16 protein-coding genes are annotated in these 16,895 nt (G+C 66.6%); 10 read left to right on the forward strand and 6 right to left on the reverse strand.

Annotated elements, in window-relative coordinates:
- Positions 1-66 precede the first annotated feature (66 nt).
- From AC1DE3_RS23085 to AC1DE3_RS23095, 3 genes are all read left to right on the forward strand, one after another.
- Positions 67-1,704, forward strand: coding sequence for a cisplatin damage response ATP-dependent DNA ligase (locus AC1DE3_RS23085; protein ID WP_441513672.1), 1,638 nt, complete (start codon positions 67-69; stop codon positions 1,702-1,704).
- Positions 1,705-1,852: 148 nt separating this feature from the next.
- Positions 1,853-2,533, forward strand: a complete 681-nt coding sequence (locus AC1DE3_RS23090; RefSeq protein WP_441513673.1) for a response regulator — start codon at positions 1,853-1,855, stop codon at positions 2,531-2,533.
- Between the two features lie 214 nt (positions 2,534-2,747).
- The gene (locus tag AC1DE3_RS23095) at positions 2,748-3,002 is read left to right on the forward strand and encodes a DUF6460 domain-containing protein (RefSeq protein ID WP_441513674.1); all 255 of its coding nucleotides are present in this window, start codon (positions 2,748-2,750) and stop codon (positions 3,000-3,002) included.
- A 95-nt stretch (positions 3,003-3,097) separates the two neighbouring features.
- Here AC1DE3_RS23095 and AC1DE3_RS23100 read toward each other — a convergent pair whose 3' ends face one another.
- On the reverse strand, positions 3,098-4,186 hold the full coding sequence (locus tag AC1DE3_RS23100; protein WP_476852802.1) for a quinone-dependent dihydroorotate dehydrogenase: 1,089 nt from the start codon (positions 4,184-4,186) through the stop codon (positions 3,098-3,100).
- Positions 4,183-4,527, reverse strand: a complete 345-nt coding sequence (locus AC1DE3_RS23105; RefSeq protein ID WP_441513716.1) for a DUF952 domain-containing protein — start codon at positions 4,525-4,527, stop codon at positions 4,183-4,185. Before AC1DE3_RS23105 ends, AC1DE3_RS23100 begins: the two co-directional genes overlap by 4 nt.
- A 166-nt stretch (positions 4,528-4,693) precedes the next feature.
- Between AC1DE3_RS23105 and AC1DE3_RS23110 the strand changes: the two genes are divergently transcribed.
- Positions 4,694-5,323 carry a S24 family peptidase gene (locus AC1DE3_RS23110; protein ID WP_441513676.1) on the forward strand — a complete coding sequence of 210 codons (630 nt, stop codon included), beginning with the start codon at positions 4,694-4,696 and terminating at the stop codon, positions 5,321-5,323.
- Positions 5,324-5,343: 20 nt separating this feature from the next.
- On the opposite strand, the gene AC1DE3_RS23115 is transcribed toward AC1DE3_RS23110, so the two are convergent.
- The 4 genes from AC1DE3_RS23115 to AC1DE3_RS23130 all read right to left on the reverse strand — a co-directional run bounded on the left by AC1DE3_RS23115 (position 5,344) and on the right by AC1DE3_RS23130 (position 11,771).
- Complete coding sequence (locus AC1DE3_RS23115) at positions 5,344-6,801, reverse strand: sensor histidine kinase (protein WP_441513677.1); 1,458 nt, start codon at positions 6,799-6,801, stop codon at positions 5,344-5,346.
- An 11-nt stretch (positions 6,802-6,812) separates the two neighbouring features.
- Complete coding sequence (locus AC1DE3_RS23120; protein ID WP_476852803.1) at positions 6,813-8,264, reverse strand: FAD-dependent oxidoreductase; 1,452 nt, start codon at positions 8,262-8,264, stop codon at positions 6,813-6,815.
- 102 nt (positions 8,265-8,366) lie between these two features.
- Positions 8,367-10,697: a putative bifunctional diguanylate cyclase/phosphodiesterase gene (locus tag AC1DE3_RS23125; protein ID WP_476852804.1), complete on the reverse strand. Its 2,331-nt coding sequence runs from the start codon at positions 10,695-10,697 to the stop codon at positions 8,367-8,369.
- Between the two features lie 132 nt (positions 10,698-10,829).
- Positions 10,830-11,771, reverse strand: a complete 942-nt coding sequence (locus AC1DE3_RS23130) for an enoyl-CoA hydratase-related protein (RefSeq protein ID WP_476852805.1) — start codon at positions 11,769-11,771, stop codon at positions 10,830-10,832.
- A gap of 446 nt (positions 11,772-12,217) precedes the next feature.
- Between AC1DE3_RS23130 and AC1DE3_RS23135 the strand changes: the two genes are divergently transcribed.
- The 6 genes from AC1DE3_RS23135 to AC1DE3_RS23160 all read left to right on the forward strand — a co-directional run bounded on the left by AC1DE3_RS23135 (position 12,218) and on the right by AC1DE3_RS23160 (position 16,749).
- Positions 12,218-12,379: a hypothetical protein gene (locus AC1DE3_RS23135; RefSeq protein ID WP_441513681.1), complete on the forward strand. Its 162-nt coding sequence runs from the start codon at positions 12,218-12,220 to the stop codon at positions 12,377-12,379.
- A gap of 55 nt (positions 12,380-12,434) precedes the next feature.
- Positions 12,435-13,724, forward strand: a complete 1,290-nt coding sequence (gene murA, locus AC1DE3_RS23140; RefSeq protein ID WP_441513682.1) for a UDP-N-acetylglucosamine 1-carboxyvinyltransferase — start codon at positions 12,435-12,437, stop codon at positions 13,722-13,724.
- A gap of 45 nt (positions 13,725-13,769) precedes the next feature.
- Entirely contained in the window at positions 13,770-14,216 is a 447-nt protein-coding gene (locus AC1DE3_RS23145; protein ID WP_441513683.1) for a DUF2948 family protein, read from the forward strand.
- 208 nt (positions 14,217-14,424) lie between these two features.
- A complete protein-coding gene (hisD, locus tag AC1DE3_RS23150) occupies positions 14,425-15,717 on the forward strand; it encodes a histidinol dehydrogenase (RefSeq protein ID WP_441513684.1) in 1,293 nt (430 codons plus the stop codon).
- Between the two features lie 37 nt (positions 15,718-15,754).
- Positions 15,755-16,243, forward strand: coding sequence for a UPF0262 family protein (locus AC1DE3_RS23155; RefSeq protein ID WP_441513685.1), 489 nt, complete (start codon positions 15,755-15,757; stop codon positions 16,241-16,243).
- Between the two features lie 101 nt (positions 16,244-16,344).
- Positions 16,345-16,749 (forward strand): arsenate-mycothiol transferase ArsC, encoded by a 405-nt coding sequence (locus tag AC1DE3_RS23160; RefSeq protein WP_441513717.1) that lies wholly within the window; start codon positions 16,345-16,347, stop codon positions 16,747-16,749.
- The last annotated feature ends 146 nt before the right edge of the window (positions 16,750-16,895 follow it).

Genomic DNA, 16,895 nt, shown 5'->3' on the forward strand with positions numbered 1-16,895 from the left:
GAACGGTGTCTGAACGATGCGGTGCAACACGACGAAACGGACGCATGGTGGCGGAGAAGCGACAGCATGAACCGCTTCGCCTGGCTGCTCGACCGCCTTGCCTATGAACCGCGCCGTAACGCGAAGCTGGCGCTGATCGCGGATTATTTGCGCACCACGCCCGATCCCGACCGCGGCTATGCGCTGGCGGCGATGACGGGCGGACTCGTCTTCCGTAACGCCAAGGCGGGGCTGATCCGCGCACTGATCACCGAGCGCACCGATCCCGTCCTGTTCGCACTGTCCTACGATTATGTCGGCGACCTCTCCGAGACGGTCGCGCTGATGTGGCCGGCTCGGCACGGCGCCAATGCGGTGCCGCATCTGCCGGAGGTGGTCGAAAGCCTGCGCGAGGCCGGCAAGACCGATCTGCCACGGCTCATTGCCTCCTGGCTCGACGCGCTCGACGAAACCGGCCGCTGGGCCCTGCTCAAGCTCATCACCGGCGCGCTGCGCATCGGCGTTTCAGCTCGCCTCGCCAAGACAGCCGCCGCGAGCCTCGGCGGCGTGCCGCCCGACGAGGTCGAGCAGGTCTGGCACGGGCTGGAGCCGCCCTATGCCGAGCTCTTCGCCTGGCTGGAGGGGCGGGGGCCGCGGCCCGAAGCGCGCGATCCCGCGCCCTTCCGCCCGGTCATGCTCTCGCACCCGATCGAGGGCGGCGATTTCGACAAGCTCGACCCGGCCGAATTCTCAGCCGAATGGAAATGGGACGGCATCCGCGTCCAGGCCGTCAGTGGCCGCAAGGCGGATGGGACACGCGTCACGCGGCTCTATTCACGGACCGGCGAGGACATCGCCGCTGCCTTTCCTGATCTCGTCGAGGGGTTGACGCAGGACGGAGCGCTCGACGGCGAGTTGCTGGTGATGCGCGAGAGCTCCGTGCTGAGCTTCAACACCCTGCAGCAGCGACTCAACCGCAAGACCGTCACCGCGAAGATGCTGGGCGAGTTCCCTGCCCATATTCGCGTCTACGACCTGCTCGTCGATGGCGAGGAGGATATCCGCCATCTGCCTTTTGAGGAGCGGCGGAAGCGTCTCGATGTTTTTCTTTCGCGCCTCGGCAGTGTCCGTTTCGACCTTTCGCCCACGATTCCCTTCGCTTCATGGGAAGAGCTGACGGCGGCTCGTGCCGATCCAGCCGCGGCGGGCGCCGGCGCCGATGCCGAGGCTGTCGAGGGCTGTATGATCAAGCGGCACGACTCGCCGTATCTGCCCGGCCGCCCCAAGGGCTATTGGTGGAAATGGAAGCGCGATGCGCGGCTCGTCGACTGCGTGCTGATGTATGCCCAGCGCGGCCACGGCAAGCGCTCATCCTTCTACTCCGACTACACATTCGGCGTCTGGCGCGTGGGCGAGGATGGCGGCGAGGAACTGGTGCCGGTCGGCAAGGCCTATTTCGGCTTCACCGACGAGGAACTCATCGAACTCGACAAATTCGTGCGCAAGAACACGGTAAACCGCTTCGGACCGGTGCGGGAGGTCACGCATGAAGCGCAGGCCGGCCTCGTCTTCGAGGTTGCGTTCGAGGGGCTGCAGCGCTCGACCCGCCACAAATCCGGTCTCGCCATGCGTTTTCCCCGGATCAACCGCATTCGCTGGGACAAGCCGCCGCGCGAGGCCGATCATATCGAGGTGCTGGAAGCGCTGTTGCCGACCAATGGCTGAGGCGCAACGGGTTGCGACCTTGCGCTCAGGGTGCTTGTGATCGCTTCCCCGCCTGAGGCAAAATGTCCGGGCCGGATAAGAGCATCGACCCGAAAAGCGGAATGCGGTTTTCGGACAGAGCCGATGCAGACATTAGGGAGTGGTGGCGATGAGCAAGCAGCCTTCGACGCGGATCGTCATCGCGGACGATCATCCGCTGTTTCGCGGCGCGCTGCGCCAGGCGGTCTCGCACGCGATCGGCGGCGCCGAGGTCAGCGAGGTCGGCTCCCTGGAAGCCCTGACCGAAGCGCTGGCCAGTGGCGGCGACGCCGATCTCGTATTGCTCGACCTCACCATGCCGGGGGTGCAGGGCTTCTCGGGCTTGCTCTTCCTGCGGGCCGACCATCCGGAAATCCCGGTGATCGTCGTCTCCGCGAATGACGATCCGGCGGTGATTCGCCGCTGCATCGAGTTTGGCGCGCTCGGTTTCCTGCCGAAGACGGCCGACGTCGCGCAGATGGGCGAGGCGATCCGCGCCGTGCTCGACGGCGGCGTCTGGACCCCGCCAGGTGTCGATTTGTCGGCGCCGGTCGATGCCGAGATCGCCGACATGGTCCGCCGTCTCTCGACGCTGACGCCCCAGCAGGTGCGTGTGCTGATGATGCTGTCCGAGGGACTTCTCAACAAGCAGATCGCCTATGAGCTCGGCGTCTCCGAGGCGACGGTCAAAGCCCATGTTTCGGCGATCCTGACCAAGCTCGACGTCGACAGTCGCACTCAGGCGGTCATCGCTGCCTCAAAGATCGCCGGCACGGCCTGGGCGACGGCGGGAGCCTCGGCCACGGCCTGATGAGCGCTTCCTCACAGGCCGAGCTGTCTCCGAGAACATCGACCGTCGGGATAGGTCGCGGATCTCCGCTTCCCTGACCCGCGTTTTATGCGGGCAAGCATGGCCTCAAACGAGGCAGCGTTCAGTCCCGGTTCAAGCGCAGCCTGTTTCAGGTTAAGACAGCGCGGAAGCGCCCCGGATCGACTTGGGGCGCAACAGGATGACGATTGCTTCCATGGAACGGTTTCTCGGCGGCTCGCCCCTCAGCGTCCTCGTCCGCCTGATCTTCATTTCGCTGCTGGTCGGGGCAGCGATGGCATTCCTCGGCCTGTCGCCGCAGAGCCTCTACGAGGCGGGGGCACGCTTCATCCGCTCGATCACCGGGCTCGGCTTCGGCGCGGTGCGCGAGGTCGGCCAGTGGATAATCGCCGGCGCCCTGATCGTCGTGCCCCTGTGGCTGCTGGTGCGGCTCTTCGCGGCGCGGAAGTAAGCTGCCTTCAATCTCGGGCGAAGCAACGCTTCGACCCGAGAATCGCATGACGAGAAGTCTCGGGTTTCCGAGATGTTCGGGGCGTTGACGTCTAGTTACAGACTCTCGCCGCGGGCGATCGCGGCCGCATCGCGCCCGATCAGGGCGGTGAGGCGGGTGAGGCCGGCGCGTCGCGCCTGGGCCGCAAGTCCGGCCTTGATCTCCTTCGCTAGCCCCGGCCCCTTGAAGACCATCGCGGAGTAGAATTGCACCAGCGTCGCGCCGGCGCGGATCTTGGCGAAGGCCGTCTCGGCCGAATCGACGCCGCCAACGCCGATCAGCGGGAACTGCCCTTCGACGCGCAGGAAGGCCTCGGCCAGGATGCGGGTCGAGGCGGTGAAGAGCGGCTTGCCGGAGAGCCCGCCGGTCTCGGCCTTGGCGGCGCTGCGCAAGCTCGCCGGGCGCGTGACCGTGGTGTTGGAGACGATCAACCCGTCGATGCCGCGCTTGCGGGCGACTGCGATCATGCCGTCGAGCTCGGGCATGGTCAGGTCAGGCGCGATCTTGACGAGGATCGGCGTGCGCCGGCCGCTGCCGGCTACGTCGTCCCGTGCTGCGAGCGAACGCGCCACGAGGTCGTCGAGCGCAGCTTCCGCCTGGAGGTCGCGCAGGCCGGGCGTGTTCGGCGAGGATACGTTGATCGTCAGGAAATCGGCGAGCGGTGCCAGCCTGCGAGCGAGCGTGGCATAGTCGGCCGCGCGGTCGGCCGATTCCTTGTTGGCACCGAGATTGACGCCGACGAGCCCGCCGCGGCCGCGCCTGGCCGTTAGCCGGGCGGCGACAGCCTCCATGCCCTCGCTGTTCAGGCCGTAGCGATTGATGACGGCCTCATCCTCGATCAGTCGGAAGACGCGGGGACGCGAATTGCCGGGCTGCGGCAGCGGCGTCACCCCGCCGACCTCGACGAAGCCGAAGCCCAGGCCCAGCGCGCCGTCAATCGCCTCGGCATTCTTGTCGAAGCCAGCCGCGAGCCCGACGGGGTTCGGGAAGGTCAGGCCGAATGCCTCCGTCGCCAGCACGGGGTCGTCCGATCCGGGCTTCAGCGCGGGGGCCGCGGCCAGCGCCGTGACGGCGAGCCGATGCGCCGTCTCCGCATCCATGCGGTGGATCAGCGGCCGGGCGAGGTTAAACAGGCTGCCGATCATGCCAGATCCTCCGGGATGGTGTGGCCGCCGTCGATCCCGAGCGGCAGCGGCGCTACCCAGCGCACGGCCTTCGGATCGAGGGCAGCGTAGAGATGTGGGAACAGCGCTCCGCCGCGAGAGGGCTCGTAGCGCAAGGCCGGGCCGAGGCGCGAATCTTCGACCGCGATGAGCAGGAGTCCGTCCTGTCCGGCAAAGTGCTTTGCTGCCGTTTCCGCAAGCTGGGCTGCCGTTGAGAAATGGATGTAGCCGTCCGCGAGGTCGACGGGCGCGCCATCGAAGCGTCCATTCCGCTCCGCTTCGCGCCAGAGCGGGGCGGGGCATATCTTGTAGATCAGAGGCACCGGCAGTCTCTCGGAAACAGGTCGGGCCACGGCTTAATCCCTGGCGGGAGGATTCCGCAAGCGTTAGCCGGATTGCGGCAAGAATTGGATTGAAATCTTAGGAGATAGGGGATATTTCCTATGCTCAATCCCCGCCCGGCGACAAGAGCAATGCGAGGTCTGCGCGATGCTGTCACATGACCAGATCTGGGGGGCGATCGATATGCTCGCCCAGCGCTACGGTTTCACCGCCTCGGGGTTGGCGCGCAAGGCTGGCCTCGACGCCACCACCTTCAATCGTTCCAAGCGTGTGGCTCCGGATGGGCGCGAGCGCTGGCCCTCGACGGAGTCGATCGCCAAGATTCTGGCCGCGACGGGCGCCTCCCTCGACGAGTTCATGAGCACCGTATTGCGGCGGGAGCCCGCGCCGGCGCGCACCATCCCGCTGATCGGCTTCGCCCAGGCAGGTTCCGGCGGTTTTTTCGACGATGGCGGCTTTCCAGCCGGTACCGGCTGGGAGGAGGTCGCTTTTCCGGGCGTGGCCGACGAGAAGGCCTATGCGCTCGAGATTTCCGGCGATTCGATACTGCCGCTCTACCGCGACGGCGACACCATCATTGTCTCGCCGACAGCGACCGTGAGGCGCGGTGACCGCGTCGTGGTCAAGACGGTGGAGGGGGAGGTGCTGGCCAAGCAGCTCAAGCGCCAGACCGCGAAAACGATCGAACTCGCCTCGCTTAATCCGGAACACCCCGACCGGGTCCTGAATCACGCCGACATCGCCTTCATGGCGCGAGTGATCTGGGCGAGCCAGTAGGCGCTTGGCGCCGGGGCTCGTCAGTGGCCGTTGCTCCGACGCAGCGGCAGGGTGACCTTGAACACGGCGCCGGCGGGGCAGGGCTCGAGCTCGATCGCGCCGCCATGCAACCGGACCAGTTCGGCCGCCACGGCAAGCCCGAGCCCCGTGCCGCCTGGCGTCACCGAGCCGCGGAAGGCCTGGAAGAGATTGGCCCGCGCACGTTCGGGCACGCCTGGCCCGTTATCGATGACACGCAGGGCTACCGAGCCGTTCACCGGCCCTGCGGTCACCGCCAACAGCGGCTGGGCGTCGGCTTCCGCCCCGGCCTGGGTCAGGGCCTGGACGGAATTGCGCATCAGGTTGGTCAGCACCCGTGCCATCTGGTCGGGGTCGCAGGGCGCTATCAGTTCGGCAGGGACGCGGTTCTCGAAGCGCAGCCGCCCGTCACCGGGCAGGCCGAGCATCTCCGCCTGCTCCGTGACGAGTTGCCGCAGGGCGACCTCGCGGAGAACCGGCGGCGCCTCCGCTGCGCGGCCATAGGCGAGAGTGGCCTGGCAGAATTCGATGGCACGCCCCAGCGTCGCGATCAGCCGCGGTGCGAAGCGGCGGATCTTGGCGTCGCGGGTCTCGATGAGTTGGTCCGACATGAGCTGTGCCGCCGCCAGCATGTTGCGTAGGTCGTGGTTGATCTTGGAGACGGCGAGGCCGAGCTCGGCGAGGTGCTTCTTCGTGCGCAGTTCGTCGGCGAGCGTTTCCTGCATGCGGGCGAGCGCGCGCTCCGCCTCGCCAATCTCGTCGGCGCGCAAGGTTGGCTCGATGATGCGCTGGGGGTTCTCGGGGTCGGCCTCGAACTCCATGACGTTCGCTGCCAGACGCCGGATCGGCCCGATGATCAGGGCGTTGAGGGCGATATAGACCGCAAGCGCCGTCAGCCCGGTGATCAGCAGCGAGATCAGCAGCAGGCTCCAGGAGAATTTCAGCATCGCGCGGCGCAGAGGCGCCTCGTCGATGACGATCTCGACGAAATCGGCACCGCCGACCGCTTCGCCGACCACCCGGATCGGCATGGTGGCGGGAGAGACGAGCACCGCGACCGCTTCCTCGATCGCGTTGATCCAGGAGAGATTCCGCAGGTCGATCGAGCGCGAGACTTCCGGCGGCGGCATCGAGTCGAGGCTGAGCAGCCGGCGTGCGCCGCCGACGCGGGCGGCGATCGATCGGGCGCCGACGCCCATCAGCAGCCGGTTCTCGCTGCCTTCCGGCAGTCCGTCCTCCGGCGCGCCCTCCAGCACCAGGGCGGCGACCTGCGCTGCAGCGATCCGGTCATGCAGCCAGTTCCGCCGGAAATTCGCGATGGAGGGCAGGTAGATCACGACCTCCGCCAGCATGACGAAGAGCACGGTGAAGAGCAGCAGTTTTGCGGACAGGCCAAGGCGCGTCAGGCCGCGTGGCTGACTGATCGACAGATCGTTCCTGGGCAGGGCGGGGTGATGCATTGAAGCCAATCTTACCCGAAGCGCCGCAGAAAGCCGATCAAGCGGCGCAGGCGAGGATTTGCAGTCGACGGGACATGGAACGAGAGCGCCGCCCTGCGCGAGCCGTCCGAACGAGCAAATGTGGGCGCCACCACCGCCGCCATATCGGAAGCCGCGAGCCCAGCCTTGGCTGCGACACACCATGGCGCGATCAACTCGGCGGCACCGGCACCCACAATGGTGACACCGAGGATGCGGCCTTTGCGGTCGGTGACGAGCTTGACGAAGCCCTCGGTCGAGCCGGCGGCGCGGGCATCGGCGACTTCGGCAAAAGGCCAGCGCAGCACCTGGATCGCGCCGGCCTTGGCTCTTGCTGCGGCTTCGGACAGGCCGATCGCTGCGATCTCCGGCTGGCACCAGCCGACGCGAGGGTAATTCGCCGGGTCAATGCGGGCGGGCTGGCGAAACAGGATGCTGCGCAGCGCCACGCCGGCGTGGTCATCGCCGGCCTGGTCGGTCGCTGGCGCCGCCGCTCCGCCGGCACAGCCCCCCAGGGCGTAGACGCGGCGATTGCTTGTCCGCAGGCCCTTGTCGACGATGATGCCGGAGGCGTCATGGCTGATGCCGCCGAGGTCGAGATCGAGCGCGGCGATCTCCGGCCGGCGCGGTCCGGCCGACAGCAGATGTGAGCCCTCGACGACGGTTTCGCTCCCATCGCGAGCGAGAACGAGGCGAAATCCGGATCGGCTGCGTTCGCCTCGGATGGGTGTGGCGCCCTCGTGCACCACAAGCCCCTCGCGCAGCAGACGCCGGCGAACCAGCAGCGCCGCTTCCGCATCATGGTCGGGCAGCAATCCTTCCGGGGCGACGAGCGTCGCCGTGCTTCCGAGGCGTCGCAGGGCCTGTGCCAGTGCCGCGCCGGTCGCACCGCCGCCGAGGATGACAGGACGTTCGGGCAGGCGGGTCAGTTCGGATAGTTCGTCCGGATCAATCAGCGGCACCGTCTCGAGGCCCGGCAGTTCCGGGCGAGGCGCGAGTGCGCCGGTGGCGATGACGAAACGCCGGGCCTTGATCGCTTGCGCGCCCGCGCGGACCGTGCTCCGGCTGGCGAAGCGTGCCTCGCCTCTCAAAATGATGATCCCGAGGGCCTTCAGCCGTTCCTCGGCATGATTCGCGGCCTCTGCGGCCAGCGTACGCTGAATATGGTCGTGAAGCTGCGCCGGGCTGGCCTGCGGATCGCCAGTCTTGAGTCCGAAGCGGCCGGCTTCGCGCATCGCCTGCGCGGCCGCCCCCGCTTCGATCAGCGCTTTCATGGCCAGCGGGCCGGAACTGCCACCCAACGCACTTCGCTCGATGAGAACCACGGACACGCCGAAGGCCGCGGCAGCCGTGGCCAGCGCTATGCCGTTGCCGCCTGCGCCGATGACGCAGATGTCGGGTGTCAACGCGGCGGGGTTCGCCGCCTTGGCCGTGCCGTCGCTCACCGGATGTCCCGCTTCGCTCTCATCCTCGATCGCTGATGCGTTGTCCGGCCGACGGAATCAAGGCCGGCGCGCTCCGATCACGCGGGATTGCCCGCATAAGGCTCAAGCGACGCTGCGGTTCCCGCCTCTGCCATTGATGGTCGCGAGAGGTTCGGGCCGGCCGAACAGGAAGCCCTGGGCGCGGTGGGCCCCGAGCAACTGGACGGCGATGCGCTGCTGCTCGGTTTCGATGCCCTCGACCACGACGTTCATATGGAGCCGGCGAGCGAGCTGGCACACCGCTTCGATAACGGCCTTGGAAGCTTCGTTGGTGTGCACCTCGCGGGCGAAGCTCTGGTCGATCTTCACCTGCGCGAACGGGTAGGTCGAGAGATAGGCGAGCGAGGAGTAGCCGGTTCCGAAATCGTCGAGCGCGAAGGTCACGCCGAGCGCCAGCAATTCGTCGAGCACCGAAAGCGCCAGCTTGTCGTCCTCGATCAGCAGCGATTCCGTGACTTCGAGCATCAGCCGCCGCGATTCGAGATGCGAAGAGAGGAGCGCGCTCTTGACCGTCTCGACGATGCGGCGGGGCTCGCGGAACTGCAGCGGCGAGACGTTCACCGAGACGCTGATGCCCGGTTCCCAACTCGCGGCATCCTTGCAGGCCTGCCGGATCGCCCATTCGCCCATTGAGGCGATCAGGCCGGATTGCTCGGCGATCGGAATGAAAACGCCAGGCGGCACCATGCCGCGGGTCGGATGGCGCCAGCGCATCAGCGCCTCGCGCGAGACGATCTCCTGCGTCTTCAGGTCGATGATCGGCTGGTAATAGAGTTCGAGCGTGCCATCCGCGCAGGCCTTGCGCAGATCGACCTCGATCTCATGCCGCTCGAGCATTTCCTCGGCCATGGTCGGGTTGAAGAACATCAGTGTGTTCCGACCGGCGGACTTCGCCTTGTAGAGCGCGGTATCGGCATGGCGCAGGAGATCGGCCGGGGTGCTTCCGTCATGCGGCGCCATGGCGATACCGACGCTCGCGGTCACATAGACCGTCTTGCCCTCGACATCGAAGGCGCGGGTCATCGCATTGATCATGCGCTGCGCGATCGCCGTGACGATGGTGTGTTCGGCGGAGGGCAGGACCAGCAGGAACTCATCGCCGCCGAAGCGGGCCAGCATGTCGTTGCTGCGGATCGCGCCGCGCAGGCGGCTGGCAGTCTCCATCAGCACGTGGTCGCCGATGTCGTGGCCCAGGCTGTCATTGACCTGCTTGAAGCCGTCGAGGTCGAGATAGAGCAGCGCGAAGGCCTCGCCGGTGCGGTCGAGCCGCGCGAAGGCCTCGGCGATCTGCGTGTTGTACTCGAACCGGTTGGCGAGCCCTGTCAGCTCGTCGAAGCGTGCCATCTGCTCGATGCGCGCCTCGGTTGCCTTCCGCTCCGTGGCGTCCTCGGTCAGCATGAGGATGCCGCCTTCGGCAGCCGGCGCGAAGGTCACAACCAGCACGAGCCCGCTGCGCGTCACGACCTCGTGGCTCGCTGCTTGCTGGGTGCTCTGGACCATGGTCAGGGCCATGCGGATCTCGCGCAGTTGCTCTTGGCTGATCACCTGGCGCTCGACCAGGAAGCGCGCGATCGCCGTCAGCGGCGTGCCGGGCAGGGCCAGCGTCTCGGGCAGGCCGTAAAGCGTGCTGTGCGGCCTGTTGCCGACTGCCAGCTTGAGATTGCGGTCGAACATCGCCAGCCCGTCGATCATCGTGTTCAGGGCGGCGTCGAGAGTGAGGTTCTGCGAGTGCAGTGCCGAGGCGAGCGCCTTTGAATGCTTCGTCGCATCGCTGAGAGCCAGCAGGTTCCGATGCAGCGAGTTGGTGATCGCGATGTTCGCGGCCACGTAGAGGAAGGCGAAATAGCCGATATAGCGGTAATAGGGGTTCTGCGCCGCGATCAGCCCGATCGCCATCGGGATGCAGAAGGTCATGAGCTGCACCGCGACGAATTTGGGGCGGCCCGCATTGCGCGCGACGTAGCCGGAAGCCAGGGCGATCGTGGACGCGACCGAGGTGATGTGCGCGGCTGGGTCGTTCGTGTGAACCAGCGCGACATAGCAGCTGTAGCCCAGCACAGCGCTGAAAATCGTGGCGCCGAGGAAGTAGTCGCGATCCCAGCGGCGAGTCTGGGCGTAACTGTCGTGGGCGTGGTTCCGTCGGCGATAGGCCACGACGGTGAGGAGACGCAGGACGACGATGAGCGTCACCAGCAGGGTGAGGCCCATGAAGATGTCCATGCCGGTCGAAAGCCAGCACAAGAACGGGGTGAGAATACCGGCGATACCGCCGGGAATGATCGACGCCGGCGACGAGAAAAGCGAGCTGACCAGCAGCGTGTAGCCGGTCAGGTCGACATCGTCGGCCTTCTCGCGCCCGCCAGCTGCCATCAATCGCTTCAGCGTGCCCGACATCTACTCCTGCCTTTGCCGCGAGCGCGATCATGCACGCTAGGCTCAAACCTAGCGCATCATCAAAGGTTTCTATGGGAGCAGAGGTAAATGCTTCGTGTGACTCTAGTGCCGTACGGGACGATCCAGCCGCATTCAGACCGGTGCCAGGTGTCTTTGGTAAACGCGCGCTAACATGCGGTCCTGCGTCTGTGCGATGCGCTGCAACTTCGAGATCGCGCTGGGGCTGAGCCGCAGCATGCAGTCGGTCCAGATTTGGCCGAGATGGCCGAGTTCTTCGCGCAGGTCGCCGGAGCGGCGATTGAAGGCCGAAAAGAGCGCCGTCTTGGCTGCGTGGATCGGCAGGGCATCGGAGCAATATTTGCGGATCCAGGCTTCGCCGGTGCCGGTCGGGACGACCGCCTCGAGGCCGCCCGCCGCCATGAACTCCTGCGCGCTCATCTCCTCGCCGGAGAGCAGCATCTGCTCCGCCGCACGCTGGCCCATCCGGCGCGACAGGATCGCGACCGCGGTGATCGGGAAGTGGTTGAACTTGATCTCCGGGTAGACGAACGAGGCCTGCTCTTCGGCGATCATCACATTGCACGAGCGCGGCGCGTCGATGCCGCCGCCGATCGCCTTGGCGTGGATGGTCGAGAGGGTGATGACCAGCCCGTTGAGGCCGCTCGAATTCCAGATCGCCCCTTCCGCTGACAGCCGTGCATATTCGGCGAGCGCGGCGCGGTCGTTCTTGGCCAGGCAGTCGAGATAGAAATCGAGATCACCACCGAGCGTGAAGAACGGGCCAGCGCCGCGGAAGGCGAGGAAGCGCACCGGAGCGCGGTGATACTGGTCCGGCGCTCCCCAGAGGGCCACGATCGCGCTCTGAATCTTCACCAGGCTGTCGAGCAGCTGCAGCGTGAAGACCGGCTTCAGCTCGGGCCGGATCGTGACCCAGAGCGTCTTGATGTCCGGCTCGTAGGCGATCTCCACCTCCGGCAGGAAGCCGGCCTTGTAGCGGATCGCGTCGATGACCTCGCAGCTTTCGAGCAGGGCCGGCGAAACGGTTTCTGCTCCGATCTTCAAGGACTGCAACACGACGCCACCCCCGGAACTGCCTGATGTCGTGCAGACTAAACGAGCTTAACAAACTGTAAACGGAAACTCCCGGAAATGGTTAATAGCGTTAAGTTTTTTCCGGTGACCAAGCGTCATGCCGCCGGTCTCGGAGCGGGGAGGCGCCCTGTCGAGGCAAGAGGCGGGCCTTTGCGGAGGGGGCGGGGGGAGCAGGAAATTTCGATGGGGCGTGATATCGGGAAAGAAATTGCTGGGATCGGCGGCGCGTGCGGGATGATCGATCCAGGGGCTTCCGGGTCGGGCTTTTCCTGATCCGCAATGGCACAGTGCTTTGCCGCATCCTGAAACGGTGTCCCGGTGTGGCGGCGCTTGTCCGAAGGCGGATGTGGGGGTAACCATGGCGCCGCGAATTCGCCGCGTTCCCGCGTTCAAACAGCCAAGTTGCAAAACACCGCCGAGCTGATGCCGTGACCCGCCAGACAGCCGAGGACGAGAAGCAGGCGCGCCTTGCCGCCGCGCTCCGCGAGAACCTGAAGCGCCGCAAGGCCCAGGCTCGCGCTCGCCGCTCGGAGGAGGCGGGGACGCAGAAGCCGGCGCCGCCCGCTCAGGCCGAACCTCCCCGGTCCTGACCTCCCTTACTCACATGGGCTGCCGGGTTTCCGTGCGGCCGAGCAGGACCTGACGATGGACAAGATCCGCATCACCGGCGGCCAGCGCCTCAATGGCGCGATTCCGATTTCGGGCGCCAAGAACGCCGCCTTGCCGCTGATGATCGCGAGCCTGCTGACCGACGAGACCTTGACGCTGACCAATGTGCCGCGCCTCTCGGACGTCACCGCCCTCTCGCGCATCCTGTCCAATCACGGCGTCGATCGCACCGTCGCCGGCAAGCGCATCGGCCAGTCCGCCGAGACCGGCCAGAACATCTCGCTGACAGCGCGTCAGATCGTCGATACCTGCGCGCCCTACGAACTGGTTTCGACCATGCGGGCGAGCTTCTGGGTGATCGCGCCGATCCTTGCCCGCATGGGCGAGGCCAAGATCTCGCTGCCGGGCGGCTGCGCCATTGGCACGCGGCCGGTCGATCTGCTGCTCATGGCCCTGGAGAAGCTCGGCGCCGAGATCGTGATCGAGAATGGCTACGCGCTGGCGCGTGCGCCCAAGGGGCTGAAGGGTGGCGAGATCGTCTTCCCGAAGGTCACGGTCGGCGGCACGCACACCGCCTTGATGGCCGCGGTCCTTGCTGACGGCACCACTGTGATCGAGAATGCTGCGCGCGAGCCCGAAGTCACCGACCTCGCCGCCTGCCTCGTCAAGATGGGTGCCAAGATCGAGGGTGCCGGTAGCTCGCGGATCGTCGTGACTGGCGTTTCTCGCCTCGGCGGCGCACACCACACCGTCCTGCCGGACCGCATCGAGACCGGCACCTATGCCATGGCGGTGGCCATGACCGGCGGCGATGTCGTGCTGGAGGGCGCGCGCGCCGACCTGCTTCAGTCCGCGCTCGACGTGCTGACCAAGGCCGGTGTCGAGGTGGATGAGACCAATGAAGGCATTCGCGTGCGCCGCAACGGCCGCGGCATCGAGGCGGTCGATGTCGATACCGATCCCTTCCCCGGCTTCCCAACCGATCTGCAGGCGCAGTTCATGGCGCTGATGACCAAGGCCAAGGGCACCTCGCGCATTCGCGAGACCATCTTCGAAAACCGCTTCATGCATGTGCAGGAACTCGCCCGGCTCGGCGCGAAGATCCGGCTCGACGGCGACGTCGCCCATGTCGAGGGTGTCGAGAAGCTCACCGGCGCGCCGGTGATGGCGACCGATCTGCGTGCTTCGGTCTCGCTCGTCATCGGCGGCCTCGCCGCCGAAGGCGACACCACCATCAACCGCGTCTATCATCTCGACCGCGGCTTCGAGGCCCTTGAGGCCAAGCTCACGCGCTGCGGCGCGGTGGTTGAGCGCATCAGCAGTTGATTCTGGACTGTTGATTTTCTCGAGGCGGCTCGGCAGAACACGATCATGTCAGACGATGCCGCCGATCCACTTAAGCTCATCGCGCTCGATGCAGACGATCTCGCGGTCGTCTCGGCGCATCTTCAGGACGCGGTGCTGAAGGCCGCCGATCTTCGCTACCTGCCGGCCGAGAAGCGCTTTGCGCTCGCTTTGCGCCGGTTCGACTGGGAGGGGGCGCAGCACGGCAAGCGCCGTCGCCGGCTGGCGGCGCTGCATTTCGACCGGGTGCTCTCGGTGCGCAGCGCCAAGCTCGACAAGAACGATCCGGACAAGGTGCTGAACCTTCTCGCCATCACCTTCGACCAGGGTGATGATCCCGCTGGTGACGTAACGCTGAATTTCTCCGAAGGCGCCGCGATCCGCCTCTCCGTCGAATGCGTGGAGGCCCAGATGAAGGACCTCGGGCCGGTCTGGGAAGCCGTGGCGACGCCCGGCCATCCCAACGGCGCCTGACGAGGCGGCTCGCTCGCCAGTTTTCCGGCCCTGCCGGCTTCAAGCCGCGACAGCCTTCGTCTAAGAACGCGCCGTCATCCTGGACAGGCCGCCAAGCGGCGCCGACCGAGGATCCGTCGAAGGCCTGGGCTGCCATGATGGATTCCGGGCTTGTGCTGCGCTACGCCCGGAATGACGGCTATAAATCCGGATAAGCCCGAGGATGCCAATGCCGATCAGGCTCGACGACAGGGACGCAGGTTTCGCAGAAGGCTTCGCCGCTCTGCTGTCCGCCAAGCGTGAGGTCTCTGAGGAGGTCGATCGGATCGCGGCCGATATGATCGCCGAGGTGCGCGCAAAGGGCGACGCCGCGCTCATCGGTTACACCAGCCGCTTCGATAAGCTGGACCTCACACCGGGGACACTGCGCGTCGACGAAGCCGAGATCGACGCCGCAGTTGCTGCCTGCTCCGCCGAATTGCTCGTGGCGCTGGAGACCGCCCGCGAACGCATCGCCACCTACCACGAACGCCAGAAGCCGACGGATTCCTGGGTCAAGGATGCCGCGGGCGTCGAAGCCGGCTGGCGCTGGAGCGCGATCGAGGCGGTCGGTCTCTATGTGCCCGGTGGCACGGCGAGTTACCCATCTTCGGTGCTGATGAACGCGATCCCCGCCAAAGTCGCCGGCGTGCCGCGCATCGTCATGGTCGCCCCGACACCGCGCGGCGAAACCAATCCGCTCGTGCTCGCGGCTGCGCGGCTCGCCGGTGTCGACGAGATCTATCGCATCGGCGGTGCTCAGGCCGTCGCGGCGCTCGCCTATGGCACGGAAAGCATCGCGCCGGTCGCCAAGATCGTCGGCCCCGGCAACGCCTATGTCGCGGCAGCCAAGCGCCGCGTCTTCGGCCAGGTCGGTATCGATATGATCGCCGGCCCGTCCGAAGTGCTGGTGATCGCCGATCGCACCGCCAATCCGGACTGGATCGCGGCCGATCTGCTGGCGCAGGCCGAGCATGACGTCTCGGCCCAGTCGATCCTGATGACGGACGATGCCGCGCTCGCTGCCGAGGTCGAGAAGGCGGTCGCGGCCCAGCTCGCGACGCTGCCGCGCGCCGAGATCGCCGGCAGGAGCTGGCAGGAATTCGGTGCCATCCTGCTGGTCGCCGATCTCGAAGCGGCCGTGCCGCTGGTGGACCGCATCGCGCCCGAGCATCTCGAGATCATGACGGCCGAGCCCGAGCGCCTGGCCGGCCTCATCCGCAATGCCGGGGCGATCTTTCTCGGCGGTCATACGCCCGAGGCGATCGGCGACTATGTCGGCGGCCCCAACCATGTGCTGCCGACGGCGCGCTCGGCGCGCTTCTCATCGGGCCTCGGCGTCGGCGACTTCATGAAGCGAACCTCGCTGCTGAAATGCGGCCCCGATGGCCTGCGGGCCCTGGCTTCGGCCGCGACGCAACTCGCCGAATCGGAGGGGTTGCAGGCGCATGGCCGATCCGTGACGATCAGGCTCAATCTCTGAGCGTCGGTCACTGAGCGACGCCGCAGCGGGAGGGGCGATGCCCGACGTTTCGACTTCCAACAAGCAGTGCCTTGTCGGCGTCACACTCGACGAGAACTCGCTGGGGCGCGGCTCGCCCGATCAGGAGCATGAGCGCGCGGTCGCGATCTACGACCTGATCGAGCGCAACCGCTTCGTCGTGCCGGAGCATGATGGCGGGCCCTATCTCGCCCATCTCGCCATGGTCGAGCGGCGCCTCGTCTTCGAGGTCAAGGAAGCGGACGGCGCGGCCGTCGTTACCCACCATCTCTCGCTCAGCCCGTTCCGGCGCATCATCAAGGACTACGAGCTGATCTGCGAGAGCTACTACGCCGCGATCCGCACGGCGACGCCGACGCAGATCGAGGCGATCGACATGGGCCGGCGCGGCCTCCACGACGAGGCGGCCGGCATCCTGGCCGAGCGACTCGCCAACAAGGTGGAGATCGATTTCGACACGGCCCGCCGCCTCTTCACGCTGATCTATGCCCTCCACTGGAAGGGCTGACGCGCTTGGAGCACAGGATCTCTTCAGGCGAGGTGGAAGCCGGTTCGCGTGAAGACGATGCGGCGCAGGGCCTGCCGCGCAAGATCCAGAGCGTGCTGTTCATGTGTGCGATGAACGCCGTGCGCTCGCCCATGGCCGAGGCGCTGGCCAAGCACTTCTTCGGAAAGTCGATCTATGTCCAGTCGGCCGGTGCCCGCAAAGGCGAACCCGATGGGTTCGCGCTCGCGGTTCTCGACGAGATCGGCATCGATCTCAGCCGCCACAAGCCGAAATCGGTCGAGGAGCTGGAGGAGTGGGAAGGGCTCAACTTCGACCTGATCATCTCGCTCTCGCCCGAGGCGCATCACAAGGCGCTGGAGCTCACCCGCACCCACGCCGCCGAGGTCGAATACTGGCCGACCGTCGATCCGACGGTGTTCCAGGGCTCGCGCGAGCAGAAGCTCGAAGCCTATCGCGAAGTCCGCGACACGCTGATCAAGCGGATCAAGCAGCGTCTCCAGCGCTAAGAGGCGCATGCGCTGCCCCGCAGCGCATGCGCCTCGGCCGATCCGTCTAGCCAGGTCGAGGCTGCGCGCAACCCATTGAGGATCAGGTCGAGCGGGCGGCCGCGCCCGTGCCGGCGCCGCCCCTCATCGCAAGCAGATGAAGCGTT

The organism is Allobosea sp. 10L417 (assembly GCF_056395485.1).